The organism is Sphingopyxis sp. BSNA05 (assembly GCF_013265645.1).
GTDB lineage: Bacteria > Pseudomonadota > Alphaproteobacteria > Sphingomonadales > Sphingomonadaceae > Parasphingorhabdus.
In genome coordinates this window covers 1-25,009 of record NZ_PYIA01000017.1, presented here as the reverse complement: position 1 = coordinate 25,009, position 25,009 = coordinate 1, and the positions used below count along the sequence as shown (strand labels likewise).

General features: G+C 59.8%; 24 protein-coding genes and 4 pseudogenes. 12 read left to right on the top strand and 16 right to left on the bottom strand.

Annotation, left to right across the window (positions count from 1 at the left end):
• Positions 1 to 148 precede the first annotated feature (148 nt).
• A pseudogene (locus C8024_RS02100) lies at positions 149 to 1,634 on the bottom strand (SulP family inorganic anion transporter).
• Between the two features lie 93 nt (positions 1,635 to 1,727).
• Positions 1,728 to 2,412 (bottom strand): annotated as a pseudogene (locus tag C8024_RS02095) (glutathione S-transferase family protein).
• Between the two features lie 80 nt (positions 2,413 to 2,492).
• On the opposite strand from C8024_RS02095, the gene C8024_RS02090 reads away from it, so the two are divergent.
• Positions 2,493 to 3,902 carry an alkaline phosphatase PhoX gene (locus C8024_RS02090; RefSeq protein ID WP_173202773.1) on the top strand — a complete coding sequence of 470 codons (1,410 nt, stop codon included), beginning with the start codon at positions 2,493 to 2,495 and terminating at the stop codon, positions 3,900 to 3,902.
• Between the two features lie 421 nt (positions 3,903 to 4,323).
• On the opposite strand, the gene C8024_RS02085 is transcribed toward C8024_RS02090, so the two are convergent.
• Positions 4,324 to 5,487 carry an isovaleryl-CoA dehydrogenase gene (locus C8024_RS02085; protein ID WP_173202772.1) on the bottom strand — a complete coding sequence of 388 codons (1,164 nt, stop codon included), beginning with the start codon at positions 5,485 to 5,487 and terminating at the stop codon, positions 4,324 to 4,326.
• A gap of 196 nt (positions 5,488 to 5,683) precedes the next feature.
• Here C8024_RS02085 and C8024_RS02080 point away from each other — a divergent pair, with 196 nt between their 5' ends.
• On the top strand, positions 5,684 to 6,721 hold the full coding sequence (locus C8024_RS02080; protein ID WP_173202771.1) for a quinone-dependent dihydroorotate dehydrogenase: 1,038 nt from the start codon (positions 5,684 to 5,686) through the stop codon (positions 6,719 to 6,721).
• 14 nt (positions 6,722 to 6,735) lie between these two features.
• On the opposite strand, the gene C8024_RS20765 is transcribed toward C8024_RS02080, so the two are convergent.
• The 3 genes and pseudogenes from C8024_RS20765 to C8024_RS20755 form a co-directional block, all read right to left on the bottom strand.
• Positions 6,736 to 7,446 carry a gamma-glutamyltransferase gene (locus C8024_RS20765; protein WP_367947097.1) on the bottom strand — a complete coding sequence of 237 codons (711 nt, stop codon included), beginning with the start codon at positions 7,444 to 7,446 and terminating at the stop codon, positions 6,736 to 6,738.
• Positions 7,447 to 7,448: 2 nt separating this feature from the next.
• Positions 7,449 to 7,825, bottom strand: a pseudogene (locus C8024_RS20760) (gamma-glutamyltransferase); the annotation flags it as partial.
• Positions 7,822 to 8,559, bottom strand: a complete 738-nt coding sequence (locus C8024_RS20755) for a gamma-glutamyltransferase (protein WP_367947096.1) — start codon at positions 8,557 to 8,559, stop codon at positions 7,822 to 7,824. The gene C8024_RS20755 and the pseudogene C8024_RS20760, both read right to left, overlap by 4 nt.
• A 155-nt stretch (positions 8,560 to 8,714) precedes the next feature.
• Between C8024_RS20755 and C8024_RS02070 the strand changes: the two are divergent.
• The 4 genes and pseudogenes from C8024_RS02070 (at position 8,715) to C8024_RS02055 (ending at position 13,227) form a co-directional block, all read left to right on the top strand.
• Positions 8,715 to 10,471 (top strand): annotated as a pseudogene (locus C8024_RS02070) (long-chain fatty acid--CoA ligase).
• A 981-nt stretch (positions 10,472 to 11,452) separates the two neighbouring features.
• On the top strand, positions 11,453 to 12,160 hold the full coding sequence (locus C8024_RS02065; RefSeq protein ID WP_173202770.1) for an extensin family protein: 708 nt from the start codon (positions 11,453 to 11,455) through the stop codon (positions 12,158 to 12,160).
• Positions 12,161 to 12,189: 29 nt separating this feature from the next.
• Positions 12,190 to 12,540, top strand: a complete 351-nt coding sequence (locus C8024_RS02060) for an antibiotic biosynthesis monooxygenase (RefSeq protein WP_159644755.1) — start codon at positions 12,190 to 12,192, stop codon at positions 12,538 to 12,540.
• A 66-nt stretch (positions 12,541 to 12,606) separates the two neighbouring features.
• Positions 12,607 to 13,227, top strand: coding sequence for a hypothetical protein (locus tag C8024_RS02055; protein ID WP_173202769.1), 621 nt, complete (start codon positions 12,607 to 12,609; stop codon positions 13,225 to 13,227).
• Between the two features lie 94 nt (positions 13,228 to 13,321).
• On the opposite strand, the gene C8024_RS02050 is transcribed toward C8024_RS02055, so the two are convergent.
• Positions 13,322 to 13,573: a hypothetical protein gene (locus C8024_RS02050; protein WP_173202768.1), complete on the bottom strand. Its 252-nt coding sequence runs from the start codon at positions 13,571 to 13,573 to the stop codon at positions 13,322 to 13,324.
• Between C8024_RS02050 and C8024_RS02045 the strand changes: the two genes are divergently transcribed.
• Positions 13,551 to 13,784 (top strand): hypothetical protein, encoded by a 234-nt coding sequence (locus C8024_RS02045; protein ID WP_173202767.1) that lies wholly within the window; start codon positions 13,551 to 13,553, stop codon positions 13,782 to 13,784. The genes C8024_RS02050 and C8024_RS02045 overlap by 23 nt on opposite strands.
• 40 nt (positions 13,785 to 13,824) lie before the next feature.
• Here C8024_RS02045 and gloB read toward each other — a convergent pair whose 3' ends face one another.
• Positions 13,825 to 14,547, bottom strand: coding sequence for a hydroxyacylglutathione hydrolase (gene gloB, locus C8024_RS02040; protein WP_173202766.1), 723 nt, complete (start codon positions 14,545 to 14,547; stop codon positions 13,825 to 13,827).
• A 215-nt stretch (positions 14,548 to 14,762) separates the two neighbouring features.
• Here gloB and C8024_RS02035 point away from each other — a divergent pair, with 215 nt between their 5' ends.
• Positions 14,763 to 15,665 (top strand): 7TM-DISM domain-containing protein, encoded by a 903-nt coding sequence (locus C8024_RS02035; protein ID WP_217271939.1) that lies wholly within the window; start codon positions 14,763 to 14,765, stop codon positions 15,663 to 15,665.
• Entirely contained in the window at positions 15,596 to 16,381 is a 786-nt protein-coding gene (locus C8024_RS02030; protein WP_173202764.1) for a GGDEF domain-containing protein, read from the top strand. Before C8024_RS02035 ends, C8024_RS02030 begins: the two co-directional genes overlap by 70 nt.
• 9 nt (positions 16,382 to 16,390) lie before the next feature.
• On the opposite strand, the gene C8024_RS02025 is transcribed toward C8024_RS02030, so the two are convergent.
• Positions 16,391 to 16,810, bottom strand: a complete 420-nt coding sequence (locus C8024_RS02025; protein ID WP_173202775.1) for a VOC family protein — start codon at positions 16,808 to 16,810, stop codon at positions 16,391 to 16,393.
• A 132-nt stretch (positions 16,811 to 16,942) separates the two neighbouring features.
• Here C8024_RS02025 and C8024_RS02020 point away from each other — a divergent pair, with 132 nt between their 5' ends.
• Positions 16,943 to 17,662 (top strand): SIMPL domain-containing protein, encoded by a 720-nt coding sequence (locus C8024_RS02020; RefSeq protein ID WP_173202763.1) that lies wholly within the window; start codon positions 16,943 to 16,945, stop codon positions 17,660 to 17,662.
• 24 nt (positions 17,663 to 17,686) lie between these two features.
• Here C8024_RS02020 and C8024_RS02015 read toward each other — a convergent pair whose 3' ends face one another.
• The 5 genes from C8024_RS02015 to C8024_RS01995 form a co-directional block, all read right to left on the bottom strand.
• Positions 17,687 to 18,517, bottom strand: a complete 831-nt coding sequence (locus C8024_RS02015; RefSeq protein WP_173202762.1) for a tetratricopeptide repeat protein — start codon at positions 18,515 to 18,517, stop codon at positions 17,687 to 17,689.
• A 40-nt stretch (positions 18,518 to 18,557) separates the two neighbouring features.
• On the bottom strand, positions 18,558 to 19,304 hold the full coding sequence (locus C8024_RS02010) for a carboxylesterase (RefSeq protein WP_173202761.1): 747 nt from the start codon (positions 19,302 to 19,304) through the stop codon (positions 18,558 to 18,560).
• Between the two features lie 165 nt (positions 19,305 to 19,469).
• Positions 19,470 to 19,712, bottom strand: a complete 243-nt coding sequence (locus C8024_RS02005) for a hypothetical protein (protein ID WP_173202760.1) — start codon at positions 19,710 to 19,712, stop codon at positions 19,470 to 19,472.
• Between the two features lie 156 nt (positions 19,713 to 19,868).
• Entirely contained in the window at positions 19,869 to 20,060 is a 192-nt protein-coding gene (locus C8024_RS02000) for a helix-turn-helix transcriptional regulator (RefSeq protein WP_100093962.1), read from the bottom strand.
• A gap of 164 nt (positions 20,061 to 20,224) precedes the next feature.
• Positions 20,225 to 20,485, bottom strand: coding sequence for a hypothetical protein (locus C8024_RS01995; protein WP_173202759.1), 261 nt, complete (start codon positions 20,483 to 20,485; stop codon positions 20,225 to 20,227).
• A gap of 482 nt (positions 20,486 to 20,967) precedes the next feature.
• Between C8024_RS01995 and thrS the strand changes: the two genes are divergently transcribed.
• The gene (gene thrS / locus C8024_RS01990) at positions 20,968 to 22,974 is read left to right on the top strand and encodes a threonine--tRNA ligase (RefSeq protein ID WP_173202758.1); all 2,007 of its coding nucleotides are present in this window, start codon (positions 20,968 to 20,970) and stop codon (positions 22,972 to 22,974) included.
• Positions 22,975 to 23,110: 136 nt separating this feature from the next.
• Positions 23,111 to 23,650, top strand: coding sequence for a translation initiation factor IF-3 (gene infC / locus C8024_RS01985; RefSeq protein WP_100093959.1), 540 nt, complete (start codon positions 23,111 to 23,113; stop codon positions 23,648 to 23,650).
• 213 nt (positions 23,651 to 23,863) lie between these two features.
• Here the strand turns inward: infC and msrA are convergent, their stop codons facing one another.
• Complete coding sequence (gene msrA, locus C8024_RS01980; RefSeq protein WP_254305472.1) at positions 23,864 to 24,607, bottom strand: peptide-methionine (S)-S-oxide reductase MsrA; 744 nt, start codon at positions 24,605 to 24,607, stop codon at positions 23,864 to 23,866.
• Positions 24,607 to 24,765, bottom strand: coding sequence for a hypothetical protein (locus C8024_RS01975; protein ID WP_164089120.1), 159 nt, complete (start codon positions 24,763 to 24,765; stop codon positions 24,607 to 24,609). Before C8024_RS01975 ends, msrA begins: the two co-directional genes overlap by 1 nt.
• Positions 24,766 to 25,009: the final 244 nt, after the last annotated feature.

Below are 25,009 nucleotides of genomic sequence, written 5' to 3'. Positions count from 1 at the left end.
CCCTGCGCAGGCAGGGGCCCATCTCTGCTGTCGCGGTGAGAGGGCAGGAAACGTTTACGCGCTAAACTCAAGTCTGGTAACACACCCGCCATTGGGCCTGCCGCACCTTCTCGAGACGGGCCCCTGCCTGCGCAGGGGCACAACAGGCCTAATGTCCGACGACGCCCAGGCTCTCGAACGGCTTGTCATTCTCGCTATATTTCTCGACCAGCGTCGCGCTGGCCTGGTTCATGCCGATCAGTTCGACCGTCTTGCCCTCGTTTTCAGACGGTCGACAATCTTGTCGAGCATGCCGGTCGCGCTGATGTCCCAGAAATGCGCGTCGTGGACATCGATGATGACCTTGTCGATGCCTTCCTCGTTAAACTCCATCGCTTCGTAAAGCATGTCGACCGAGCCGAAGAAAATCTGGCCGCCGAAGACATAGCGATGGTGGTGACCTCAACGAAATCCTGGATCGTGACCAGTTGCCGGACTTTCCAGGCGAAGAAAATGCCGGACAGCAGCACGCCGGTGAGAACGCCGATCGACAGATCATGGGTCGCCACAACCATGATAACCGTTGCGATCATCACGACATTGGACGGCCAGGGATGGTGGGTAATCTCGGTGAAGCTTTTCCAGCGGAAAGTGCTGATCGAAACGAAGATCATCACCGCGACCAGCGCCGGCATCGGGATCTGCGCGACCCATTGCCCAAGCCCGACAATCAGCACGAGCAGCATCACACCGGCAACAAAGGTCGACAACCGCCGCCGGCCGCCCGACTTGATATTGATCACCGACTGGCCGATCATCGCGCAGCCGCCCATGCCGCCGATCCAGCCAGTGACGAAATTGGCAATGCCCTGGCCATAGGTTTCACGCTTCTTGTCGCTGCGGGTCTCGGTCATGTCGTCGACAATCGATGCCGTCAGCAACGATTCGAGCAGGCCGACCGCCGCCATCGCCAGCGAATAAGGTGCGATGATCTGCAGGGTCTCCCAGCTGATCGGAATTTGCGGGATATGCAGCCACGGCAGGCTGTCGGGCAGTTCGCCCATGTCGCCCACGGTGAACACATCGGCCCGGAAATACATGCTGATTCCGGCCAGCACGATGATCGCGGCGAGCGGTGATGGCACCAATGTGGTGATCTTCGGCAGGCCATAGATGATCGCCAGACCCGCGGCGATCATCGCATAGGTCTCCCAGGTAAAGGCTTCGCCGGTCATCTGCGGAATCTGCGCCATGAAAATCAGGATCGCCAGCGCGTTGACGAAGCCGGTGATTACCGAGCGCGATACGAAACGCATCAGCAGGTCGAGCCTCAGGAACGCGGCAATCGCCTGGAATATCCCCATCAGGATCGTCGCGGCGAACAGATATTCAACGCCATGGTCGCGGACCAGCGGCACGACGAGCACCGCGACTGCAGCGGTCGCCGCGCTGATCATCCCCGGGCGTCCGCCGACCATCGAGATTATCACGGCGATCGAGAAGCTCGCATAGAGGCCCACGCGCGGATCGACACCCGCGATAATCGCAAAGCCGATAGCCTCGGGAATCAGCGCCAGCGCAACAACCAGTCCGGCCAGAAATTCGGTTTTGGGGTTCGACAGCCAGTCGCGCCGAAAATCGCTGTGAATCGCCATGGAATATCCTTTGTCCGAGGGTGGTAATGCTGCAATGCAGCGAGAACGGCCCGGCCAATGGACTATTGGCCCCGAGCCGTCAAGTTTGGGCTGCTAGCTGGTGGCCCGGAAATCTGCCGTTACGGTCGCTACCGCCGCGATCTCCTCTTCATGAGCAATTTCGCGCTCCGGTTCGGCCAGCGCCTGCCGCTCCCAGTCCTGCATAGCGGGGTCCCCGATGACATGGTCGACCCACGCCCGCCCCTTTTCGCCGATGTCGAGATCGAAGCTGCGCACCGATAGGCCACCGGGGCGTAAAAGGCATCGACGATGGTGAACCGGTCACCGGCCAGCCATGGCCCGCCAAATCACTCAGCCCCTGCGCGAACAGTTCGCCGATCCGGTCGAGATTGCGTTGCAGTGCGGGCTCGACCGTGTGCAACCGCGCCCGCACGCCGACATTCATCGGACAGATATTGCGCAGCGGCGCAAAGCCGCCGTGCATTTCGGCCGTCGCGCAACGCGCCCATGTCCGCGCCTTTTGGTCGTCCGGCCAGCAGCCAGGATGCCGCTCCGCCAGATATTCCATGATGGCCAGCGAATCCCAGATGGTTTGACCATCATCTTTCAGACAGGGCACCTGCGCATTGGGCGCGAAGGCCCGGAACCGGTCATAATTATCTTCTTCGAAATAAATGATTTCGTCCGCAAACGGAATATCCAGCGCCTTCATCAGGACCCATGGCCGCAGCGACCAGCTGGAATAGTTGCGGTTGGCGGTGATCAGCGTGTAGGTCATAAATCTGTTTTCTTTGGTCTGTAAGAGCCGGCGCCATTGGAACCTGGCTATACTAGCACCGACAACGGGAAGATTGAACGATGACTTTATCCAGAAGAGATTTTATCCGCTCCGCCCAGGCCGTAGGCTTATTCTATGCCTCCGTCTCGCTGGCCGGTTGCGCCCGCGCGCACAGCGCCAATCGCGCGTTCACTCTTCTGCCCGATCCGGCCAAACGGCTCGATCTGCCCGAAGGCTTTTCCTATACATTGATCAGCGAGGCGGGCGGCATGATGTCCGACGGCTTTTACCGTCCCGGCCGTCCCGACGGCATGGCCTGTTTCGCCCATCCGGAAGATACCGACAAATGCATATTGATGCGCAATCACGAGAATTGGAACAGCGTCCCCGTCGGCAGCCCGTTCGGCAAGGGCAATGAACTGCTGGACCGGGTGTCGGACAGCCAACTCTATGACCGCAAGAAAGACGGCTCACCCTTTTTCGGCGGGGTGACCAAGCTCGTCTATGACCTGAAACATAAAAGGATGGAGCGGGATTTTCTGGTGCTGACCGGCACTGCGGCCAATTGCGCCGGCGGTCCGACCCCGTGGGGCAGCTGGCTCAGCTGCGAGGAAGAAATGCTCAAACCGGAAGAGGGACCGGGCAAATATCACGGCTTTGTCTTCGAGACCCCGTCCAGCGCCACCGGCCTGATCGACGCGATCCCGCTGAAGGCCATGGGCCGGTTCGCGCATGAAGCCGCTTCGGTCGACCCCAAAACCGGCATTGTCTATATGACCGAAGATGCGCGCGACGGCCTGTTCTACCGCTTCATTCCCAATGTGCGGGGCCAGTTGCAGGAAGGCGGGCGCCTGCAGGCGCTGGCGCTGACCAACCGGAAATCCGCCGTCACATCCAACTGGCCCGAGGACTGGGGCGGCAACGCAGAAGAACCCTTTGCCGTCGGCCAGGACTATGTCGTCGAGTGGATCGATCTGGATGATGTCGAGGCGCCGGACGGCGACCTGGCGCAGCGTGGCCATGCCGCCGGCGCGGCTCGTTTCATGCGCGGCGAGGGGCTGGACTATGCCCTGCGCACCGATGGCACGACGGGCGACTTCTATTTCACCTGCACCGAAGGCGGCGCGCAACGCGTCGGCCAGATCTGGCGCTACACGCCCGACCAGCGCCCGGACGCCGGTCCGGAGGCCGGCGGATATCTGCAGCTATTCTACGAATCCGCCAACGCCGATTCCCTCGACATGTGCGACAATCTGGTGGTCGCGCCGTGGAACGATATCATCCTCTGCGAAGACGGGCGCGGCGACCAATATCTCCGCGGCCTGACACCCGACGGCAAAATCTACGACATCGCCCGCAACGCGCACAAGGACCAGAGCGAATTCTGCGGCGCCTGCTTCTCGCCCGACGGCACCACGATGTTCGTCAATGTGCAGGAGCCGGGCTATACTTATGCGATCAACGGCCCCTGGGAGACGTTGCGGGTCTGAGCTCAATAGAGTTTAAACAATATCCCGCGCACGGAGTTCCGCTAAGCATCTCTTGCTGGTTATTTGCGGTAGCACTTCTCGTAATCGATCAGGTGAATTACCAGAACAGGGGATATTTGGAGTACGGACGTCTAAACCGCACCATTCACAGTTCGCAGTCGTCTCCTCAACTGGCTTTGAATTGATGCTATCTTCAAGCGGCACATCGCGTCCAGGCAAAACCAAATAGCACGTACTAAATAGCCCAAGGAGAGGAGGAGTACGCCCAGCCCCACCCCCAAGTTAGCAATTGCAAGACATAGCCAAAAGCCATCGACCGTGTCTGCGCCGGTGGAGAGGAAGCCAGCAAGCACACCTATTGCCACCGATACCCAACCAATAGTTGTTGCTACACTGCCATCAGGTCGCTCTTGCATGCCCATCACCCCGCCCCGATCAACTCCCGTCCGATCAGCATCCGGCGGATTTCGTTGGTGCCCGCGCCGATGTCGAGCAGCTTGCTGTCCCGCCAGTAGCGCTCGACCGGCCAGTCGGTGGTGTAGCCCGCACCGCCAAGCGCCTGCACCGATTCTTCGGCAACCCGCACGCTGTTTTCGCTCGCCAGCATCACCGCGCCAGCCGCATCGAAGCGCGTGGTCTGTCCGGCATCGCAGGCCTTGTTGACATTATAGACATAGCTGCGCGCGCTGTTGAGGCGGACGTACATGTCGGCGATCTTGCCCTGCATCAATTGAAAGCTGCCAATCGGCTTACCGAACTGCTTGCGCTCGCGGACATAGGGTATGACCGTGTCGATGCAGGCCTGCATCAGCCCGAGCGGGATCGCGGCCAGCACCGCGCGCTCGTAATCGAGACCGGACATCAAGACGCCGACGCCGCCGTTGAGCGGCCCCATGACATTTTCCTCCGGAACTTCGCAATTATCGAACACCAGCTCGGCGGTCGGACTGCCCTTCATCCCGACCTTTTCTATCTTCTGGCCGATGGAGAAACCCTTCATGCCCTTCTCGATCAGGAAAGCCGTGATCCCCCCCGAGCCGGCGTCGGGACGGGTCTTGGCGTAGACCACCAGCGTGTCAGCGCAGGTGCTGTTGGTGATCCAGAACTTCGTGCCGTTGAGGACATAGCCGCCCTGCACCGCTTCGGCCTTGAGCTTCATCGAAACCACATCGCTGCCCGCTCCGGCTTCCGACATCGCCAGCGCGCCGACATGTTCGCCGGAGATCAGCTTCGGCAGATATTTGGCTTTCTGTTCCGGACTGGCCCAGCGGCGGATCTGGTTGACGCAGAGGTTGCTGTGCGCGCCATAGCTGAGGCCGAGCGCCGCGCTGCCGCGACTGACTTCCTCGACCGCGATCGCATGTTCGAGATAGCCGAGCCCGAGACCGCCGTCAGCCTCGTCGACCGTGATTCCGTGCAGGCCGAGATCGCCCATCTGCTCCCACAGCTCGCGCGGGAACCAGTCTTCGCGGTCCATTTTCTGGGCCAAAGGCATGATCTTCTCTTCGGCAAAGCGGCGCGTGGTGTCGCGGATCTGGTCCGCCATTTCGCCAAGCTGGAAATCAAATTGTGGGGTGGCAATCATCTTGAGTCCTCAATGTTTTTCTGGGAGCGGTTTAGCAGATAATATTCGGGTTTCCAGCTTAGTGTGCCCCTGGGAAGGCAGGGGTCCATCTCCTGCTATTGCGTCAAGAACGCAGGTCGGGAGATGGATTCCCGCCTTCGCGGGAACACAAGGGTTTTGCGTTGCTCAATATTCCATCCAATGCCATAGCGCGGCGATGCTCTATAACATTGCAAAGCCTTTCATCTTCGCGCTCGAAGCCGAACGCGCCCATGGCCTGACCATTGCTGGTCTGAAGACCGTTCCGATGGGCCCTGCCCCGAAATCCGATCCCGTTCTGGCAACCAATGTCGCCGGTCTCGACTTCGTCAATCCGGTCGGCATGGCCCCCGGCTTTGACAAGAATGGCGAAGTGCCCGACGCGTTGATCCGCATGGGTTTCGGTTTCGCCGAGGTCGGTACGCTGACCCCGCTGCCGCAAGCGGGCAATCCGAAGCCGCGCATCTTCCGGCTGGTCGAGGATAAGGCCGTGATCAACCGGCTCGGCTTCAACAATAAGGGCCAGCAAGACGCCCTGCCCCGGCTCAAGCGGATGCGCGGGCGGATGGGCAAAGGCGTGCTCGGCATCAATATCGGCGCGAATAAGGACAGCACGGACCGGATCGCCGACTATGTCATCGGCGCAAAGAATATGGCGCCGCTGGCGGACTATCTGACGGTCAACATCAGCTCGCCCAACACGCCGGGCTTGCGCGCGCTGCAGGACAAGGGCGCGCTGGCGGAATTGCTCGCCGCCGTGATGGACGCGATGGGCAAATCGAAAACGCCGGTATTCCTGAAAGTCGCGCCCGATCTCGAACCGGCCGATATCGACGATATTGTCGACGTCGCGATGAGCCAGAAAATTGCCGCGCTGATTATTTCCAACACCACCATCACCCGGCCCGATCTGAAATCCAGCAAGCGGTCCGAGACCGGCGGCCTGTCGGGCGCGCCGCTGAAGGATCTCGCGCTGCAAAGACTGAAGGATTTCCGCAAGGCCAGCGGCGGCAAAATTCCGCTGATCGGGGTCGGCGGCATTGCTACCGCAGAAGACGCCTATGAACGGATTCGCGCCGGTGCCTCGCTGGTCCAGCTCTACACCGCGATGATCTACGAAGGCCCGACCATCGCCGCGGCGATGAACTGCCTGCTGGCGAAATTGCTCAAACAGGACGGCTTTGCCAATATCAGCGAAGCAGTCGGCACGGCATAAAGCCGGTTGCTACGCTATTCGCCGGTCCCCACCAGCACCACACCTTCGCGGCGCGGGTCGTAGCCGCCATCGACCCTGCCATCGCGGATGATCACGGCGTGCACGCCGCTGTCCTCACCCTGACCCGGCTTCAGATCAATCCCGCGCGCGGCCAGCCCGTCGGCAACGCCCGGCGCGAACTTGTCCAGTTCCCCGCCAAATCTGGGGCCCCGCGCCACCAGATTGGGCAGCGTCAGCGCCTCCTGCATCGACAGGTTCCAGTCGATCGCGCCAACCAGCGATTTCGCCACATAGGCAAGAATGCTGTTGCCACCGGCCGATCCGATCGCACCCGCAAATTTGCCATCACCGTCGAGCATTATGGTCGGGGTCATCGACGAGCGCGGCCGCTTGCCCGGCGCCACTGCATTGGCGGCAGGACGCCCGTTCTCGTCAACGGGGCTGAATGAGAAATCGGTAAGCTGGTTGTTGAGAAAGAAACCGTCGACCATCCGGCCGCTGCCAAAGATCGATTCCACCGTCGTCGTGATCGAAACCACATTGCCCTGGGCATCGCGAACAATGAAATGGGATGTCCCGGCAGGTTCCAATGTTTTATCCGGACCAGCCTGCACCGCACCGCGTGGAGTCCCGGCCTGGGGGGAGAAGTCGCTGCACTCTCGCCGATCAGCGCCGCGCGCGAGGCGACATAGGCCGGTTCCAGCATGCCCTTGACCGGGACCGATGCAAAAGCCGGATCACCGACATATTGATCGCGGTCGGCATACATCAGCCGGCTCGCCTCGGCGAACAGGAACCATGCCTGCGCGTCTTCCGGTCCGCGCGTGGCGATATCGGTTTTTCCAGCATCGCCAGCAGTTGCAACAGGGCCACTCCGCTCGACGGCGGTGGCGGCACGCAGACCAGATAGGCGCGATAGGGGTTGCACAGCGCCTCGCGCCTGACCGGCGTGTAGCCAGCCAGATCGGCCATCGTCATCCGGCCTTCGAGCGGCGAGGCCCGGGTCTTGGCAACAATCTTCGCCGCCGTGGACCCGCGATAGAGCGCTTCGGGCCCGTTGGCCGCCAGACGCCTGACGAAGTCTGCATATTCAGGATTTTTCAGCCGGTCGCCGGTGGTCTTGCGCTCGCCATTGGCTTTGGCAAATAAGCGGTCGCGTCGGGCGTGCCCAGTTGCGGAAAAGGGATCCCCAGAAAGCGTCCCAGACGCGGGCTGATGACAAAGCCCTCCTCCGCAGTTCGCTCGGCCGCCGAAAACAGGCTGCTCCAGTCGAGCGCGCCATGGTCCTCATGCACCATCGCCAGCATCGCCACGGCACCCGGCATGCCGGTCGCGCGACCGCTGGTGACGGCATCGCGATAACCCAGCGGCTTGCCGTCCGGCCCCAGAAACATGGTCGGGCTGGCCTGTGCCGGTGCGGTTTCCCGGCCGTCATAAATGGTCAGCTTGCCCGTCGCGCCGTCCAGATAGGTCAGGAACGCGCCGCCACCGAGCCCGGAGCTTTGCGGTTCGACCAGCGACAGCATCGCCTGCACGGCGATTGCCGCATCTATGGCGCTGCCGCCACGTTTCAGAACATCCTGCCCCGCTTTGGCCGCCAGCGGATTGGCAGCAATAACGAATGGCTCGTCCTGCTGCGTTGCGGAAGCGGCTGACGCCGGATTAATGGCGGGTTCAATTTGCCCGGTCTGGGCACAGGAAGCGGTGAGAAGCGCTGCCGCAGCAGCGATAAGACGGGACATTTTCATATGGGCTGAAGCTATAGACCAGGTCCAACGGCCCTGTCCATTGGCAGTGACGGTGCTGGCACCGGCCGGCATGCCGGCAACAGATTTCACCTAAAGAATTGCCCAGCGGTTTCAACCGCGCTAGTCCTTGCTCTATGATCCAAGCCCGGAACCAATCCGGAGCGTGAGAGAGGAAATGTTGCGTGGGCCAGAAACAGCCGAAAAACCGTTATCTCGAAATTGACCAATATTCCAATCTGGTGTCGATGTTCTTCGACCGTGCCAGCCAGGGCGGCGACAAGCCGTTTCTGAGCGCCAAGATCGACGGCGCCTGGCAGGCGATCAGCTGGACCGAAGCGGCGCGGCAGGTCGCGGCGCTGGCGAAATCGCTGAAACGTATCGGCCTGAAAAAGGGCGACCGGGTGATGCTGGTCTCCGAGAACCGCCCCGAATGGTGTATCGCCGATCTCGGCATCATGGCGGCCGGCTGCATCACCGTGCCAACCTACACCACCAACACCCCGGCCGATCACCAGCATATTCTCGACAATAGCGGCGCCCATGCGGTGATCGTCTCAGACATCAAGCTGGCGAAAAACCTGCTGCCGTCGGTGATCAGCTCTGCCGACGCCAATATCATCATCGGCATCAACGATCTGCGCATCGGCCAGTCCGGTGATTTCGACCTCTACAGCTGGGACAAGCTGGTCCAGGGCAGCGACGCGGATGTCGCCGAAGTGACCGAACAGGTCGCCAGCATCACCCGCGACGAGACCGCCTGCATCATCTACACCAGCGGCACCGGCGGCAAGCCGCGCGGCGTGATGCAGCATCATGGCGCGATCCTGCACAACACCAAGGGCCCCGCCGAGGTGATCGAAAGCGATTTCGGCTGGGATGACGAGATATTCCTCTCCTTCCTGCCGCTCAGCCACGCCTATGAACATAGCGCCGGCCAGTTTTTCCCGATCGGTCTCGGCGCGCAGATTTTCTATTCCGAGGCCTCGAGAAGCTCGCTTCCAACATCGAGGAAGTACGCCCGACGATCATGGTCGTCGTCCCGCGCCTGTTCGAGGTGCTCCGCGCCCGCCTCATAAAAACCGTCGAGAAACAGGGCAAGATGCCCAATTATTTGCTCGGCAAGGCGCTCGCCATCGGCGCACGCGAAGCCGAAGGCAAAGGCCGCAAGCGCGACAAGCTGATGGACCTGTTCCTCGACAAGACGCTGCGCCCGAAAGTGCAGCAACGCTTTGGCGGGCGGATCAAGGCGATGGTCTCCGGTGGCGCGCCGCTCAACCCGGAAATCGGCACCTTCTTCCAGTCGCTCGGCCTCACCCTGTTGCAAGGCTATGGCCAGACCGAATCCGGCCCGATCATCGCCTGCAACCGCCCGCGCACCGGCTTGAAAATGGACACGGTCGGCCCGCCGATGGTCGACACCGAGGTCAGGATCGCCGAAGATGGTGAAATCCTGGTCCGCGGCGAGCTGGTCATGCACGGATATTGGCGCAACCAGGAAGAGACCGACAAGGTGCTCAAGGACGGCTGGCTGCACACCGGCGATATCGGCCATATCGACGAAGCCGGACGGGTCGCGATCACCGACCGCAAGAAGGATCTGATCGTCAACGACAAGGGCGACAATATCGCCCCGCAAAAGGTCGAGGGCATGCTAACCATCCAGCCGGAAATCCTGCAGGCGATGATCAGCGGCGACAAGAAACCCTATATGGTCGGCCTGATCGTCCCCGACCCCGAATGGGCGCTCGAATGGTCGCGCGAACAGGGCATGAAATATGACTTCATCGCCCTGCAGGCGAACCCGGCGTTCAAATCCGCGGTGCGGGAAGCGGTAGACCGGGTCAACAAGGACCTCTCGGTCATCGAAAAAGTCCGCCGCTTCGAGTTCGCCGACGAACCCTTCGCGATCGAAAATGAAGAACTGACCCCGAGCATGAAGATCCGGCGGCATGTGATAAGGGAGCGGTATCAGGAGCGGATGGACGGGTTGTATAAGAAGTAGTGGGTTGGGGGGAGTAGGAAAGATGCCTGAAAAGAAGCATTTGTCGTTTAATATATAGGGATTACTGCACCTATCTCTGTAATCCACACCGTAGCCGCAATATAAATGATAATATCTATGTCAGCCGCTTATTTTACCTGCTCTCTTTTTTCGATTGTGTCCTTAACCAAAATAGATGCAAGGACTACAAATATACAAATGGCTTGTATTATAACACGACGATCTGGAGCTAGCTGAAAATTTAACGCGCCTGTGAAGTTGTAGGTAAAATCCAAGAAAAATAGAAACGCAGATATTCCAAGAAAAGTGGCCATAAATCTAAGTTTACTAGATACCCATAATATGTTTCTCATATTTGAAACCACCTAGCGTTGTGAAAAACACCACCCACGGAATATACCATTCCCCTGGTGACAAAAAAGTTTTAACAAGTATATCGTCAGTCGCAATAATATGCCTGTTTCCATTGAAGCTTTCAAGCCTCAGTCACTGTAACGAATTACAGGGATATACGGTACCAGTATACCAAACGCACCAATCCCCTCTCCCTTAAGGGAGAGGGTTGCGCAGACTTGGCAGCTTGCTGCCAAGTCGGAGCTGGGTGAGGGTTTACCGGGCCATGATTGCACAGCAACCCACCAGCAAAACACCCTCATCGAACTGCGCCTAATCCTCCGGATAAGGCTGCGTATCTTTCTCCCTTACGGGAGAAGGTGAAGGAGACGGCTCCCCGCTAATATATCGTGCCTTCGCGGCTTCGCGCGAGATCGATGGCGCGCGGTCGTCCGCCAGCAGCAAAGGGAACTTTTTCTGGGCGCGCTGGTTGGATGGATATGCAAAACGCACGGAAAAACAGTCAGGATATTTCGCGGCTTCCCGCGCGGGCGCGCCGGAAGCGGGCCGGCAAGGCGAGCGCGATCGGGTTTTCGCGCGGCGCAAGCCCGGTTGCCTCCGGCGACCAGCGCCAGCGCAAAAGGGCCGGTGACCATCTCTTTCCGGACGATCCTGCTGGTGGTCTTTCTGGCGCTCGCTCTACGTGGCTACGAATGGATCCGGCACGATTACCGCATGCCATGGACGCCGCTGTCGCTGGCGGCGCCGATCGGGCCGTTTACCACCCGCAAGATCGATGCGCTCGCCGACAATACGCCCCTTTGCCATGTGCTGCTCGAAGCTGCAGCGATAGGCTATTCGCCCCTGCCGCCGGTCACCGCCGGCCCGCAATGCGGCTATGACAATGGGGTCACGCTCACCCGCGACCAGCCGCAGACGATCGCCTATAGCCCCGCCGCCAAAACCAGTTGCCCGATGGCGGTCAGCCTTGTGCTGTGGGAAAAGCAGGTCGTGGCCGCCGCCGCGCGTCAACATCTTGGCAGCACGGTCGAGGCGATCACGACCTATGGCAGTTACAGCTGCCGGCGGATCGGCGGCGGGCAGACGGGCAATTACAGCGAACATGCCACGGCCAATGCGATCGACGTCGCCGCCTTCCGCCTCACCGACGGGCGCACGGTCTCGGTCGCTGGCCACTGGGACGCGGATGACGAGCGGTCGCGCTTCCTCAAGGAGGTGCGCGACGGCGCCTGCACCCTGTTTGCGACGACCCTGTCACCGGACTATAACAAGGCGCATGCGGATCACCTGCATTTCGACCAGGCTCGGCGCGGCGGCTATCAATATTGCCGTTAGCGAACGGCAGTCACAGAGGAGAAAGGCCGATGTTTGTTGCAGCTTATTGGTGGAAGGTCCATCCGGGCAAGGAGGAACAGTTTCGGGCAGCCTGGCGGCGCGGAACCCGGCTGATCCGGGAGAAATATGGCAGCCTCGGCTCCCGCCTGCACCGCGACCAGAACGGCCGCTTTATCGGCGTAGCCGAATGGCCGGACGAAGCCACGTGGCAAAAGGCCTTTGACGCCAAAATGATCTATGACGATCCGGAAACGCGACAGGCATTTGTCGATGCGGTCGCCGATACCGCCGACGAGCCGTTGCTGCTGATGCATGTTACCGACGATCTGCTCGATCACAGCGCGCCGGCCGCTCATTCTGCTGCTGGCACCACTAGGTAGCTATACGGATTGGCCCTTCTGGCGAAACCGGTGAAATATGGCGGCTGGTCAACAGGGGACATATCAGTGAACAGCAAGGCAAGCGCCATTGTCGATCGCATCCGCGAACTGGAGGCGGAGCTTGAAGTACGGGTCGCCGAGGAACGGGCCGAGATGGGCGAGCGGCTGGACAAGGGGCGGGCGGAACTCGACCGCGATCTCGAGGCGATGCACCGGTCGCTGCGCGTCGGAGTGCTGCGCTATATATCCGAGGCGCAGATTTCGGTGATCCTTACGGCGCCGTTCATCTATGCGCTGCTGCTGCCCTTTGCCTTTCTCGACCTGTCGGTCTCAATCTATCAGGCGGTCTGCTTTCGCGCCTACGGGATCGAGCGCGTCCGGCGGCGCGACTATATCGTCTATGACCGCGGGAAACTGTCCTATCTGAACGCGATCGAGAAGATCAACTGCACCTATTGCAGCTATGCCAATGGCGTGATCGCCTATGTCCGGGAGGTCGCCGGACGCACCGAGCAATATTGGTGCCCGATCAAGCATGCGCTAAAGGTCCGCGGCCAGCACAAGCGGCAGCGCCTGTTCGAGGAATATGGCGACGGTGCGGACTATCAGCAGCGTTTGGCAAAACATCGCGCTGCCCTGAAAACGGACGAAAAGGCGGAGAGACGGGACAAGGACCCCGGACTATGAACCGGCCGCCACTCCCCGGTCGGAAGCGACAGGCCGCGCCAGCCACTGCCCTGGCTTCGCGCGATCCCGTTTCCGATATGGCATCAACGGCTGGCTATTTTGAACCGACCGAGAGATCCTTGGTATAGGGCACAAAATCGCCGAAGGTGCAGCTGCCCATGGTCGCCCCGCTCATATTGTCGATCAGCTGGATAATCTCTCCGGAACAGAGCGAGCTGGTCGTGCGGCGGTAGGACAGGATATAGCGGTCCGCACCGGGGCATCCGCCGGGCGGCTTGTTGATATAGATGGTCTTCGCGTTGCGGCGGGACGAGAAGATCAATATGTCGTCGCTGATCACCGTCATGTTGCGCTGGTCGTTACGGTTGATGCACGATTTCGCCTTGCCGGCGCTGCGCCCTTCAAGCTGTTTGTCGAGCTTCGCCTGCTGTTTTTCGGTGAGCTCGATCTTTTCCCCGCCGGTCGCGGCGCGGCGAGCAGCATCGCCGCAGGAATGGCCAAAAGCAGTTTTTCATCATCCGTCTCCTGTTGTCGATCCCTATCGTTCCGCCTTATAGCAGAATGTCCGCTGAACCGGCGATGAAACGGTCGGGGGTTTCAGAAATTATCCTTGGCCGTCCGCCGTGCGCCCAGTTCCTCGGCCGAGGCCGCCCGCATGAACGGATTGGTGGCGCGTTCCTGCCGGATCGTTGTCGGCACCGTGGCTTCGCCCCGCGCGCGCAGGGTCAGAACCTCCGCCATCCGCTCCTTCAGCGCCAGATTGTCGGGTTCGGCAACCAGCGCATATTCACCGTTGCTCTGCGTATATTCATGCGCGCAATAGATTCGCGTGGCATCGGGCAACGCCTCGAGCTTGCGCATATTGTCATACATCTGCTCGGCCGTGCCTTCGAACAATCGCCCGCAGCCCATGGCAAACAGCGTGTCACCGACAAATGCCACTTTTTCCGACGGGATGTGGAAGGCGATATGACCGGCGGTATGGGCCGGCACGTCGATAACCTCGGCGGTCACGTCGCCGAGCTTGACCGTATCGCCCTCTTTCACCAGCACATCGAGCGTCGGGATGCGTTCTTTCTCGGCGTCCGGGCCGGTGATCCGGCAGCCGGTCGCATCCTTGATCGCGGCATTGCCGCCGGTGTGATCGGGATGCCAGTGGGTGTTCCAGATCTGGGTGATGGTCCAACCGCGCTTTGCGGCCTCGGCCAGCACCGGTTCGGCGACCGCCGGATCGACGACCATCGTCTCCTCCGATTCCGGTTCGTGGACCAACCAGACATAATTGTCTGACAATACGGCTAGTCGGATGATTTCAAGCATGGCCGTCAAATTACCCCGCAAAATTAATGCTGTCGATGCTTAACCGCAAAATAAGAGTTTTACCCTAATCGCACGGGCTGTGCAGCATTGATTTTGGAAAGGGGCGTCAATTGCGCTTGCTTGTCGCATTTCTGGCCTTTTTGTGCCTCTGTTCCCCTGCCCTTGCCCAGGTCCAGATGTCTGGAAAGCTGTGCACGCAGAGCAGCGATGCGGATATGTCCGCCGCGACCCTGCTGAAATCGGGCAAGCCCTTTGATTGTTCCGACAATAAATATGCCCTCGAAGGTCCGCGGGTCTGGGTCAAGATCCCGTTTCTTGACGACCGGCTCCCGCCGGGTACGGTCGAGGTCCAGGGCGACAATAACGGCCTGACCACGATGCAGGTCCACGCGCTGCTCGACAATGGCACGCTGCTCTCTTCACGCTTCTCCGAACAGGAAGTGATCGACAGCTGGCGACCAAAGGGGCATTACGGGCTCGCCGTGCCGGGTACGGACAATCCCGAGCTGCGAAGCCGGATAACCCATGTCTATCTGGCGATCGACGAACCGAAAGTGGCCAGCAGCATTTCGCTGATCCAGCTTGCGTCGAAAGAGAAATGGGACGGCCTGAAGCTGCCGCTCTCGATCATGTTCGGGGTGTTGTGCGGGATGGCAATCATGCCGCTTTTCTATCATGCCTTTTTCTACGGCGCCCTGCGCTACAGCTTCATGTTGTGGCACAGCGCGATGATCGCGGCGACCGTGGTCTATACTTTCAGTTCGTCCGGCCTGATATTCCTCGCCTTCCCCGGAACCGGCCTGCTGACCAAGATGCTGATCAACTATTGGGCCTTGGCGATCGCGGTTGCAGCCAGCGGTGTTTTTCTGGTGCGCTTCGTCGAACAGGGAAAGATCGCCTCATGGCTGCGTACGGGCATTTTGATCTCGTCCTTTCTGCCGGTCATCGTGACCGCTCTCGTCCTGCGGATCAATGATGGTTATGATATGGACGCCCGCAACTACTATCACGCGTCTTTCCTGCCCGCATTTTTATCGTCCTCTACGCGATGGGGCACGCGCTGCGCCGCGGCAGCAGGGCGATCTGGTACCAGATCGTCGGCTGGACGCCGATCGTGATGTTCGGACTGGACCGGGTAGCGCGGGGCATGGACCTCTATATCGGCTGGCCAGCGCTTGACTACGGGCTCTATTTCGCGCTGGTGATGGAGACCATCATTCTCGCACTCGGCGTGGCCAACCGGATTTTCCACTTGCGCAAGCAGCACAAGAGCACATTGCGCAAACAGGTGGAACTGACCATGCTCGCCGATACCGACGGGCTGACCATGATGAACAACCGCCGGTCCTTCGAGCGCGCGTTCCGGCAGAACCAGCGCGATCACCGCTACAGCCATCTTGCGATAATCGACATCGACTTTTTCAAGCGGGTCAACGACCGTTATGGCCACGAGGTCGGCGACGAAGTGCTGCGGGTTGTCGGCAGGCTGCTGGACGGGACCGGGCATTTTGCCGCACGGATCGGCGGCGAGGAATTCACTCTCCTGATCAAGGACGATGGCCGGGAAAAGCGGAGAAACTATCCGGCAAATGAGCTGGCCGACATCTGCGAGGCGCTGATCAAAGCGGTGCACGAGGAAGTGCCGGAAATCCGGGAGCCGGTCACATTTTCAGTCGGTGTCGCGGCAATCGCCCGGCGCGTTACGCTGCGCAGCGTGATGGCAACCGCAGACAGGCGTCTTTATGATGCAAAGGGCAACGGCCGCAACCAGATTGTCTGGATCGATATTTCGGCGTCGAAACCGGCCAGCCCGGCCGGCACCGCTTCGGTCTAGATCAGACGCTTACCACTCGCCGATATTTTCCATGCTCGCCCAGGGTTCCTGCACCGGCAGCCGCTCGCCTTTCTGCAGCAGCTCGACCGATATATTGTCCGGCGAGCGCACGAAGGCCATATGGCCGTCACGCGGCGGACGGTTGATCGTCACGCCAGCATCCATCAGGCTCTGGCACAGGGCGTAGATATCGTCGACCGCATAAGCGAGATGGCCGAAATTGCGGCCGCCGCCATATTGCTCCGGTTCGCTGCCGTCTTCGGCGGGCCAGTTATAGGTCAGTTCAACCTCGGCGACATCCTTCTGCCCCGGCGCAGCGAGAAAGATCAATGTAAAGCGCCCCTGCTCGCTGTCGTAGCGGCGCACTTTCTCCAGACCGAGCAGTCCGAAAAAGGCGATCGTCGCTTCCGGATCGCTGACTCTGAGCATGGTGTGCAGATATTTTATGGCCACAATATTCTCCGTTCGTCGCTATTCAGAAACGGTTCATCGCAGCTATCGCAAAGCCGAACCGGGTCACTGGAAATAGCCTAAGCGGCTTTTATACTGAGGGAAAGAGCGATGAGCGAGAAATTTATCGAGAGCAAAAACAAGGTCTGGCTGGCGAGCGCCGGCCTGTTGACCGTTGGCCTGATCATTGGTGGCTATTTGCTCGGCGACGGCCTGCTCCGCGCCAAAATGGCCGATCGCAGCGTCACCGTGCGCGGCCTTGCCGAACGTGAAGTGACCGCCGATCTGGCGACCTGGACCATTGCCTATAGCGCGCAGTCCACCGATCTGCAGAGCGCGCAAACCGATATCGATCGCGACACCACTGCGATCACCGGCTTCTTCAAGGAGCTGGGATTCAAGGCCGACGCCCTCAAACCGACCGGCGCCAACGTGAACCAGTATAGCAACAACGGCATCCCCCAATATACCATCCGCCAGCGGCTCAGCCTGCGCACCGACGATATCGACAAGGCCCAGGCCGCCGTTGCCCGGCAATTCGATCTGGTCCGGCGTGGCGTTGTGCTCGAAGACGGGTCAGGCATGAGTTACACGTTCACCAAACTGGACGAAATCAAACCGGAAATGGTCGCCGAAGCCACCAAGGATGCGCGCAAGTCGGCCGAACAATTTGCCGAGGATAGCGGCACCGATGTCGGCGGCATAAAATCTGCCACCCAGGGCTATTTCAGCATCAACAGCCGCGATGGCGATGCCGGCGGCTATGGCGTGACCGACACGCCGTACAAGAAGGTGCGTGTGGTCACGACGGTGAATTTCTATCTGGATTGATGCGGCACAGCGATTCGACCGGACTTATTCCGCGACGCTGGCCTGCAACTGCCCGAGATAATGGTTGGCGGTGCTGGCCGAAGGACTGTCCGGCCCGAATTTGACCGCCTGTTCCCAGTTGATCCGGGCGTTCTCGACATCGCCCGCCTCATAAGCGATATTGCCGGCTTCGAGCGCGATGGCCGGATCGGTGACCGCCAGCCTGGCGGCAACCGCTATGTCCGATTTGGCCAGAGCCAGATCACCCATCCGCCGCGCCAATGTCGCCGACAACAGCCAGCCGAGCGGATCCTCGGGAACGAGCTCGTGAACCAGTACGAATTGCTGCTTCGCCGCGTCATATTGATCCATCGCGACATGGATGCGCGCCATATCAAGATGCACTTCGCCCTTCAGCAAACCGTCGAGACTGTTCTGCTCCAGCGCCGAGCCGAGATATTTCAGGGCAGCCGCGTGATCGCCACCGGCAAGCGCCGCATTGCCGGCCTGCGACCAGAAAATGGCTGCGCGTTCATCGTCCGCGGCTTCCGCGCCTTCGGCCGCCAGCACGAATGCCGCAACGGCCTCTGCCCATTCTTCGCGCTCGGCATAAGCGAAGCCGAGACAATTGCGCGCCAGATATCCGCCGCCCTCGATCTGCCATTTGTTGGCGGCGAGCAATCCGTTGTCCGGATCGTCCGCAGCCTGGTCGATACATTGGTTGAAGCGGATATCGGCCGGGCTTTTCACCTTGACCGGCGGCGGACCCGCGGGGGCTTCGGACCGGGGCGCCGACGGCCGGATCAAGGGATCGATCGGCGATCCGTAAGGAGTCGCGGATTGCAGCAGCAGGGGCAGAACCAGAGAAGAAATCATGGAGACTATGCCTGTTAAATAATTGTACGGGCGTCGAATATTATCCCAGTCGCGAAACCACATCGATCAGCAGAGCAATATCCTGATCCCGCGACAGCCGGTGATCGCCGTCCTTTACCAGATGGACCTGCACATCGTCTGAACGGATTTTTCTGGCGGTCTCGAGACTATATTCCCATGGCACATCAGCATCTTTCTGCCCGTGCAACAGGCGCACCGCGCCGTCAAAGGCGATTTCCTTGTGGAGCAGACGGTTGGCGTCGCCCGACTGCCAGAAGGTCTGCGTCGTGACATAGGGGTCGTCGGAATAGTCGCTGGGCTCCTCCAGCTTGCCTTCGCGCAGGATTGTCAGCTTCTGTTCCTGCGTGAAGCCCCAGTCGGTGAAGTCCGGTGCGGCCGCGATACCGACCAGATTCTTCACCCGCATCGGCCGCGACAGCGCAACCAGCAGCATCAGCCAGCCGCCCATCGAGGAACCGATCAGGGTGATGGAACCCGAAGTGACCTTGTCGATCAGGAACAGCACGTCCTCGCGCCAGTCTATCAGGCTCTGGTCCTCAAAATCGCCGCCGCTCGCGCCACATCCGGCATAATCTAGGCGCAGCATCGCCCTGCCCTGTTGTTTCGCCCAAGCGTCCAGCGCCAGCGCCTTGCCGCCTTCCATGTCCGACATATAGCCAGGCAGGAACACAAGCGTGGTGCCTTTCACCCCCGCCTTGGGTGGCGTGTAGCAATAGGCCAGAGAAGCGCCGCCGGGACGCTGGAGATACAAGATTTCGTCTTCCATATAGTCACCCAATAAGTGCCCCCGCGAAGGCGGGGGTCCATCACCTGTCCTATAGTTCAAAACGGTAGATGAGAAGGCACGTTGACGCGCGTTCATTCGCTCAAGAGCATCTGTCTTTGGAATAGGGTTCAGGAGATGGACACCTGCCTGCGCAGGTTCACCGCATCAGCTGGCCGCGAAATAGACGATTGCCAGACAGAGAAAGGCGATGATCAGCATGCCGACATTGGAAAGCAGCGGCGGCTTGGCCCGCGGCAATATCGCGGCCAGTTCCGCCGGCACCTCGTCCTTGAAGCCGAGCTTCCATTTCGGGCGGTCCTTGATACCGTCCTCGAGACCAAAGACATGGGAGTCGCCTTCCTTGCCGCGATAGACCAGATCATCGAAAAATAGGCGTCGCTGCGCCATTGCTGCTCGTAAAGCGCGAAGCTCTTGCCGATCACCTCGATCCGCACCCGCCGCTTGAGCGCGCTGTCGCCATCGACCAGCCAGACATGTTGAGCAGCAGCCATGGACGGAGCTTAAGACAACTCGCGGCCCGGCGCATCACAATTTTTCGTTCTCTCAATCCCGCAGGAAAATCTCCTCGATCGGCATGGCGAACAGATCGGCGATCCGGAAGGCCAGCGGCAGGGACGGATCATATTTGCCGGTTTCGATCGCGTTGACCGATTGCCGCGAAACCTTGAGCCGGTCAGCCAGATCCGCCTGCGACCAGTCGCGCTCGGCGCGGAGAATCTTGAGCCGGTTCTTCATGCGTTGAGTCCGCGCATACGATAGAAAAATAACCCAGGCCCCAGGACGATATCAATATTGCCACGAGATTGTCCGCGCTCATCGTGCCGAGCTGCTTTTCGAAAACAAGCCAGACCATATTGGCAAAATGGCGGTGATGATCGCGACAATGGCGCCATTGGCCATCATCTGGAAAAATAATCCTCCAGCTTGCGGCGGTCCAGCGCGGCTGCATAGGTCGCAATATAGGATATCAGCAGAACCAGCAGCGATGCGCCGATAATCTTGACGGCCGGCGTGACATGGCCCGGGCGGATCTCGTTCGGGTCGAATATCGAAACCGCCAGCAGGCCAAGACCGACCAGCAGGATGACGGCGAACATCCAGTCCGGTTTCAGCAGCCGGCAGAATCGCTGCCAGACGCCGGGAGAACCTTTGCCGGTCATCCCATCGCGCCCAGAAACAGGATTACCAGCGCCGCCCACATCGCGATATTTTCGTTCGGGGTCATCGCGCGCCCTTGGCATTTTTCATTCTCATCATCAGCCTCCATCAAGCTACATCGACATTATGTCATGCTTCCTTGACTTATATGATCGATTCGCTTCGATATGTCAAGCTTGCATGACATATTGTCCATGGTGATTGATATCCGCGTTGGCATGTCCGGAGCGACATTCCCGATGATTGTTGATTTTCCGGCCTGCCGGCGCTAGATCAGCGGCATGGTTCCGATAACGATCACAACCACCAACACTATCACCTCCCATTCCGGGGGACGGATGGTCGCGGCCTGATCGCATCCACCGCCACCCGGTTTCGGGTGGACGGTGTCTCTTCCTGAAATCGCGGTAAAACAGCAGACACCATCTTTCGGCGCGCCGTTTTCTATGCCATGGCGCTTCACGATGAATATTGAGATATTGCGATGACCGACCAGATCAAAATCACCCTTCCCGACGGCAGTGCGCGTGAAGTGGCCAAGGGCACGACCCCCGCACAGATTGCCGCCGACATCGGACCGGGCCTGGCGAAGGCCGCGCTGGCTGCCAGGATTGACGGCGAGTTGCGCGATATCATGCGGCCCCTCGAGGAAGATACCGAGCTTGCGCTGGTCACTTCGCGCGACGAGGAAGACGCGCTGGAACTGGCGCGGCATGACTATGCCCATGTGCTGGCAGAGGCGGTGCAGAACCTCTTCCCCGGCACGCAGATCACCTTTGGTCCGTCGACCGACGACGGCTTCTATTACGACTTCGCCCCTGCTGGTGATCCGTTCACCGACGAGGATCTGCCGAAGATCGAAGAGGAAATGAAGCGGATCATCGCCGCCGACAAACCGCTGCGCCGCGAGGTATGGGAGCGCGACGCCCTGATCGCACGCTGGCAGAAAGACGGCGAGACGTTCAAGGCCGAATGGGCCGCCGAACTGCCCGAGGGCGACGAGATCACGGTTTACTGGTCCGGTGACGACTGGATGGACATGTGCCGCGGGCCGCATCTGGCCTCGACCGGCAAGCTCGACCCCAAGGCGTTCAAGCTGATGCGCGTGTCCGGTGCCTATTGGCGCGGCGACCAGCGCAACCCGCAGCTATCACGCATCTACGGCACCGGCTGGCTCAACAAGAAACAGCTCAATGCCCATCTGATGCGGCTGGAAGAAGCGGCCAAGCGCGACCACCGTAAACTCGGCCAGGAAATGGATCTCTATCACATCCAGTCCGAAGCGCAGGGCAGCATCTTCTGGCATCCCAAGGGCTATGTGATCTGGCAGGCGCTTGAGCAATATATGCGCCGCCGCCAGATCGAGGCCGGCTATGAAGAGGTCAAGACGCCGCAGCTGATGGACGTCCGGCAGTGGGAGCAGTCTGGCCACTGGGGCAAATATAGCGAGAATATGTTCGCCGTCCCCGACGAGGTTCCCGATGCCGAGAGCGACGGCCCGGTCATCACCGGCACCGCCGACATGATGGCGATCAAGCCGATGAACTGCCCGGCCCATGTGCTGGTCTTTCGTCAGGGCATCAAGAGCTATCGTGACCTGCCGATCCGCATGGCCGAATTCGGCTGTTGCCACCGCAACGAGCCGCATGGCGCGCTGCACGGACTGATGCGGGTGCGCCAGTTCACCCAGGACGACGCGCATATCTTCTGCACCAAGGAACAGCTGATCGAGGAAGTCGGCCTGTTCTGCGACATGCTCGACCGCTGCTACCGCGATCTCGGCTTTGAAAATTACGCGATCAAGCTGGCGCTGCGGCCCGAAAAACGCATCGGCAGCGACGAAATGTGGGACTGGTCCGAACAGTCATTGCGCGACGCTGTCATTGCAACCGGACGCAATACCGAAGAATATGGCTGGGAAGAATTGCCCGGCGAAGGTGCTTTCTACGCGCCCAAGCTCGAATTCCATTTGACCGACGCAATTGGCCGGACCTGGCAGGTCGGCACGATCCAGACCGACACGGTGCTGCCCGAGCGGCTCGATGCGACCTATGTCGGCGAGGATGGCGAACGGCACCAGCCAATCATGCTTCACCGCGCGATTCTCGGCTCCTTCGAACGGTTTATCGGCATATTGATCGAACATTATGCCGGCAAGCTGCCGCTGTGGCTGGCACCGACGCAAGCCGTGGTCGCAACGATCGTGACCGACGCCAATCCTTATGCCGAGCAGGTTGCGGAAAAGCTGAAAGCCGCCGGCATCCGGGTCGAGGCCGATCTGCGCAACGAGAAGATCAACTATAAGGTGCGCGAACATAGCGTCGGAAAAGTGCCCAATATTCTGGTAGTTGGCATGCGCGAAGCGGAAGAAGGCAAGGTTGCCCTGCGTCGCCTCGGCCAGAAGGAACAGGAGTTTCTGACGCTGGATGAAGTCGTCGCCATGCTCAAGGAAGAGGCGCTGCCACCGGACTTGAAATCAGCAGCGCAATAACGATATGGTCGTGGAAGCTGTTGCATCGAAACAACGGCTTTCATGGCTAATGACTCTTTCGCCATCAACAAGGCTTTATTCCGGCAAGCTTTGCGGCTAATGAGCCACGATAGACAACCACTCAGGAGTATTTAACATAGCTGCACCCCCTCGCCGCCCCACGCCGCCCGTAAAAGGCGGTCCGCGCTTCAACGATCTGATCAATTCCGACACCGTAAGGGTCATCGACGACAAGGGCGAGAACCTTGGCGTGATGAATACGCGCGAAGCGATCGAGCGAGCAGCAGATGTTGGACTCGACCTTGTAGAGGTCTCTCCCAATGCGCAGCCACCGGTTGCAAAATTTCTCGACGTCGGCAAATTCAAATATGAGGCCCAGAAAAAGGCCAATGCCGCGCGCAAGACGCAGAAGGTTCAGGACGTCAAGGAAATCAAGATGCGTCCGAATATCGACGATCATGATTATGACGTCAAAATGCGCAACGTGAACAAATTCATCGACAATGGCGACAAGGTCAAAGTGACCCTTCGCTTCCGCGGTCGCGAAATGTCGCACCAGCAACTCGGGATGGCATTGCTCGTCCGGGTGCAGAACGACATGAAAGAAACCGCAAAGGTCGAAGCCTATCCGAAACTGGAAGGCCGGCAGATGCTGATGGTGCTCAGCCCTAAATGATTTTACAGGCCCCCGGAGACGGGGGCCTTTTTTTTGACCTGCGCCGCTGGCGACGGGTCGGCCCGATCAATCGGCCTGGCTACGCGCCAACCACAGCATGCCAATGCCTACCGCAATGGCAGCAAAGGCGAGTATTATTTCAAATTCCTGATTTACCATGCGCATCTGTCTAGCAGGCGACAGCTAACGGCTTATTAAATCCGGGAGATTTTTCTAGCTGACCGGCTTCGCGCGAAATTGCGCCGGGAAATGCCGTTTCAGATTGGCCAGCTTTGGCTTGTCCCAGCGCACGATATAGGCCTGGCGCGGATTTTTCTGCATGAAGTCCTGGTGGTAGGCCTCGGCCGGATAAAAGGCCTTATAGGTCTCAATTTTCGTCACGATCGGCCGCTTCCAGTAGCGCCCCCTCTCCAGCTGCGCGATATAGGCGCGGGCCGCTTTCGCCTGCCCGGCGTTCACCGGCACCAGCGCGCTGCGATAATGTTTGCCGCGATCGGGGCCCTGGGCGTTGAGCATGGTCGGATCGGCGACGACCGAGAAGAATATCTGCATCAGCTTGCCATAGCTGATCTCGCTGGGATCATAGACCACCCGCACCGCCTCGGCATGGCTGCTCAGCCCTGCGCTGACCAGCTTGTAGGACGCGCTGCGCTTGCTGCCGCCATGATAGCCGGACGAGGCGCTGATCACGCCCTTTGTATGTTCGAACACGCCCTCGACGCCCCAGAAACAGCCGCCGGCGAAAATCGCCACGGCGCGCTTGCCGGTTTCGGCAGCATCGACACGCGGCATCGGGATGATCGTGGCTTTCTCGGCGGCATGGGCCTCCGCGATGAGCCTGGGCGAGGAGGACTGGCCGGCCGGCAGCGCGGTCTGCACACCGGCCCACATCGCACCGAAACAGGCGATGCTGACGCCAAACATGATCGTCCGGGAAAGATAGGGGCCGACAGGCATCAACCCAGCAGCTGGGAAGCCGCGCTGACGGTGGTCGACAGATTCTCGCCGAGGTCGGCGGGCTGCTCTGCGGGCTGCATGAAGAACAGCATCAGCGCGCCGGCGATAAAGCCGCCGCCGAGGCTGTAGGTCAAATCGGATTTGAATAATTTCATCATCGTCGGTTCCTTGGGGGTCATCCGCTGGTTCGAGTCGTCCCGCCTGTCGGTTACAGCAATTAATATAATATTCCTGTCGCCCCTGTGAACCTGATCACATGGTCATATTCAGTTTGTCCGCCAGAAGATTTTCTATCGGGATGGGAGGTTGTTTACAGGACCTCACACGCCGGGCAGCTTTGTTGTGTCTCGCGACAGTTCGCTTCGCTCACACCTCCGACGGGGAGTTTTTATTAAACCTCAA

What these genes read in the sequence shown, in the direction of transcription:
- gloB (WP_173202766.1), bottom strand. Translation starts at nt 14,547, where the DNA reads ATGCTTGAAATCATCCGACTAGCCGTATTGTCAGACAATTATGTCTGG.
- C8024_RS02085 (WP_173202772.1), bottom strand. Translation starts at nt 5,487, where the DNA reads ATGATTGCCACCCCACAATTTGATTTCCAGCTTGGCGAAATGGCGGAC.
- C8024_RS02025 (WP_173202775.1), bottom strand. Translation starts at nt 16,810, where the DNA reads ATGCTCAGAGTCAGCGATCCGGAAGCGACGATCGCCTTTTTCGGACTG.
- C8024_RS02030 (WP_173202764.1), top strand. Translation starts at nt 15,596, where the DNA reads ATGGGGCACGCGCTGCGCCGCGGCAGCAGGGCGATCTGGTACCAGATC.
- C8024_RS01995 (WP_173202759.1), bottom strand. Translation starts at nt 20,485, where the DNA reads ATGACCGGCAAAGGTTCTCCCGGCGTCTGGCAGCGATTCTGCCGGCTG.
- C8024_RS02010 (WP_173202761.1), bottom strand. Translation starts at nt 19,304, where the DNA reads ATGGAAGACGAAATCTTGTATCTCCAGCGTCCCGGCGGCGCTTCTCTG.
- C8024_RS02020 (WP_173202763.1), top strand. Translation starts at nt 16,943, where the DNA reads ATGAGCGAGAAATTTATCGAGAGCAAAAACAAGGTCTGGCTGGCGAGC.
- thrS (WP_173202758.1), top strand. Translation starts at nt 20,968, where the DNA reads ATGACCGACCAGATCAAAATCACCCTTCCCGACGGCAGTGCGCGTGAA.
- C8024_RS02045 (WP_173202767.1), top strand. Translation starts at nt 13,551, where the DNA reads ATGTCGTCGCTGATCACCGTCATGTTGCGCTGGTCGTTACGGTTGATG.
- msrA (WP_254305472.1), bottom strand. Translation starts at nt 24,607, where the DNA reads ATGCCTGTCGGCCCCTATCTTTCCCGGACGATCATGTTTGGCGTCAGC.
- C8024_RS02035 (WP_217271939.1), top strand. Translation starts at nt 14,763, where the DNA reads ATGTCCGCCGCGACCCTGCTGAAATCGGGCAAGCCCTTTGATTGTTCC.
- C8024_RS02005 (WP_173202760.1), bottom strand. Translation starts at nt 19,712, where the DNA reads ATGGCGCAGCGACGCCTATTTTTCGATGATCTGGTCTATCGCGGCAAG.
- C8024_RS02080 (WP_173202771.1), top strand. Translation starts at nt 5,684, where the DNA reads ATGCTCTATAACATTGCAAAGCCTTTCATCTTCGCGCTCGAAGCCGAA.
- C8024_RS02015 (WP_173202762.1), bottom strand. Translation starts at nt 18,517, where the DNA reads ATGATTTCTTCTCTGGTTCTGCCCCTGCTGCTGCAATCCGCGACTCCT.
- C8024_RS02000 (WP_100093962.1), bottom strand. Translation starts at nt 20,060, where the DNA reads ATGAAGAACCGGCTCAAGATTCTCCGCGCCGAGCGCGACTGGTCGCAG.
- C8024_RS02060 (WP_159644755.1), top strand. Translation starts at nt 12,190, where the DNA reads ATGTTTGTTGCAGCTTATTGGTGGAAGGTCCATCCGGGCAAGGAGGAA.
- C8024_RS01975 (WP_164089120.1), bottom strand. Translation starts at nt 24,765, where the DNA reads ATGATGAAATTATTCAAATCCGATTTGACCTACAGCCTCGGCGGCGGC.
- C8024_RS02050 (WP_173202768.1), bottom strand. Translation starts at nt 13,573, where the DNA reads ATGACGGTGATCAGCGACGACATATTGATCTTCTCGTCCCGCCGCAAC.
- C8024_RS02090 (WP_173202773.1), top strand. Translation starts at nt 2,493, where the DNA reads ATGACTTTATCCAGAAGAGATTTTATCCGCTCCGCCCAGGCCGTAGGC.